Raw genomic sequence first — 2,426 nt, 5'->3', positions numbered from 1 at the left:
CGCAGCCCGATCGCCTACGAAACAGCGTCCCGACCAACATCAACTACGCTGACACCAGCCGCATAACCCGTGTCCAGGATTCGGGGTCAAGGCCCAACCTGATGGGGCGGGCATGGTCTGCCGTGCCCGCAGCCCGGTGTATGGCCGCGATTGCGCGCGCCGCCAAGAGCGCCGGGTTCCGTCTCGCTCTCTTGTCGAACAGCTTCGGCACGGAACCGTTCAACCCGTACGAGCAAACCGGCGTTTGGGGCTTGTTCGATGTGCACGTCATCTCCGAGCAGGTCCGCATGGCGAAGCCCGACCCAGCCATCTATGAGCTGACGTTGGAACGTCTCGGGCTTCCTGCACAGGCATGCGTGTTCGTTGATGAGCACCTTGCCAATCTCCCACCAGCCGAGGCGCTGGGTATCACCACCGTCCTCGCGACGGACGAAGCCGCCACGGTGGCCGAGCTTGAGGCACTCCTCGGTGTGAGGGCCGCGCTTTCCGTCTAGCGGCGACTTCCAGCCAACTCACTGTTCCTGTAGTGCCCGTGGGTGTTGCTGATCGTAAAGCAGTGGGTACGGTCCGTGCTTGGCCGGTCGGGAGGAGTTGCTGCGATGCAGTGGTCCGAGTACAGCACCGCTGAACGGCTCAAGACGCTGCGCGGTGCCATGACGCAGGAGCAGTTGGCGGAAGCCGCCAACGTCTCTGTGGGTGTTGTGCGGAAGCTGGAACGGGGCGGCACCGCTTCCCTTCCTTCGCTTCTGTCCATCGCCTCTGTTCTTGGGACGGACATCGCCGTGCTCCTCGGCCAGCAGGCGCCCCGTCGCTCCATGGACCGTGACGAGCGTGCAGCGTTGCGCGCACTGTCCGCTGCGACGCACGATGCCGCGATCGGCATCCCCACCGACACCGAGCCGGGCACCGTCGAAGAGCTCCGCGGTGTCGTTCGGCGTGCTGACGCGGCCTATTGGGCGGGCCGCTACACCGAGCTCGGTGCGCTGCTCGGCGCCTTGCTGCCCGAATCTCGCGCCCGATACGACGCTGCAGACGCCGACGAGCGGAAGGCCGCGGCCGGCGTCCTGGCCGATGTCTTCCAGACTGCCGGTATGGCCGCGAACGTGTGGGGTTCACGGGACCTGACCTATGCGGCGCTCACCTACGGTCGGCAGATCGCCGTCCAGGCCGGCGACGATCTGCGGGATGCCCACCTGGCCGCCACCACGGCGTGGGTGAATCTCCGCGACGGGCGGACCGCGCAGGGCTTCGCCCTCGCCGCGGCCCAGGCAGACCGGATCGAGCCGAAGATGTCCGAGCACGATCCGGACCGGCTGTCGGTGTACGGGCAGCTCGTCACGAACGCTGCCGTGGCCGCGTCCCGGGGTGGCGCCTCGCCGGACACCGCGCGGGAGTACCTCTCCCAGGCGCATGCGGTCGGCGCCCGCATCGGGGCGGAGCATGCTCGGGGTCGGCATGCACAACCATTCGGGCCGCTCTATGCCGCCACGCAGGCGATGAGCATCGCCGTTGCCCTCGGCGACACCGGCGGTGCGCTCCGGCTCATGGACACGATCCGGCTGGACGACACGGTGCCCCTCGCCACTCGGGCCCGGTACGGCCTCGGCGTGGCGTTGACGCACGTGGAGTGCCGTCGGTGGGACCAGGCTGCCGATACCCTGGAAAAAATCTGCGGCATGGCGCCGGGGTGGGTGCGGCACCAAATGCTGCCTGGAGTGATCATCTCTCGCCTCGCCGGCGTGTCCGTCGGGCGGCTACGCGGGCTCGCCCACGCGGCCGGTGTACCCCTCACCGTCCGCTGACCGCCCGCTGCCACGCGCCATAGCAGCTCCCACAGTCGCCACCAGCCTGACTGGCACGCTCCGTTGCAATACTGCTGGAGGACGAGCGTGCAGGAGCACGGGACGTGACAGTCCGCCACGTCATGACTTCGTGGCGCCGCCACGAGCCGTGCCTGTCCCTGGCACACCACCGACGGCACGCTGACTGCATGCCGAAATCCACATCCGGCGGCATCGGACACGTGCCGGTTGCCGTCTACTCCTGTGCGGCCGAATCAGCCGCTGTCCGCGAGGCCGAGCTCCACGCACGCCACTACGCCGACGCCCGGCACTGGCATGTGGCCGGCACCTGGTCCGACTACGACCCGTGCGTGCCGTTGGACGCCCGCCCGGCTTGGGCGGCTGCCACGAGCGCACTCTCCTCCGGCCTGGTCCGCGGCATCGTGGTCGCGGGAATCTCCCACCTGGCTGAAGACGCCGGACGACGCGGCGCGAGAGCAGCCGCTTGCCCTCCGCATCCAGGACCACGCAATGGTGGTGCGTCTTACCAATGTCCGTACCCGCCCAAATCTGGGCCACGGGCTCCTCCGGTCGCTCGAAGTGCAATGCAGTTCCGGACGACCTTGCCGACATGGTCCTACTCAG

The 2,426-nt window shown here is 68.3% G+C and carries 2 protein-coding genes and 1 pseudogene; 2 read left to right on the top strand and 1 reads right to left on the bottom strand.

The genetic code is table 11. From position 1 onward, the window contains the following. Together ABZ624_RS42665 and ABZ624_RS42660 are read left to right on the top strand one after the other, a co-directional pair. On the top strand, positions 1 to 494 hold a 494-nt coding region (locus tag ABZ624_RS42665), incomplete at its 5' end, for an HAD-IA family hydrolase (protein ID WP_360101068.1). Positions 495 to 599: 105 nt separating this feature from the next. After that, on the top strand, positions 600 to 1,802 hold the full coding sequence (locus ABZ624_RS42660) for a helix-turn-helix transcriptional regulator (protein WP_360101065.1): 1,203 nt from the start codon (positions 600 to 602) through the stop codon (positions 1,800 to 1,802). 462 nt (positions 1,803 to 2,264) lie between these two features. Here ABZ624_RS42660 and ABZ624_RS42655 read toward each other — a convergent pair. After that, positions 2,265 to 2,360, bottom strand: a pseudogene (locus ABZ624_RS42655) (transposase); the annotation flags it as partial. Between the last annotated feature and the right edge of the window lie 66 nt (positions 2,361 to 2,426).

The organism is Streptomyces sp. NPDC007205 (assembly GCF_040634095.1).
Classification (GTDB): domain Bacteria; phylum Actinomycetota; class Actinomycetes; order Streptomycetales; family Streptomycetaceae; genus Streptomyces.
Note: the sequence above shows the minus strand (reverse complement) of the source record. Positions and strands in the feature narration are given on the sequence as shown.

Coding starts and splice junctions, on each gene's coding strand:
- ABZ624_RS42660 (WP_360101065.1), top strand. CDS start 600: ATGCAGTGGTCCGAGTACAGCACCGCTGAACGGCTCAAGACGCTGCGC.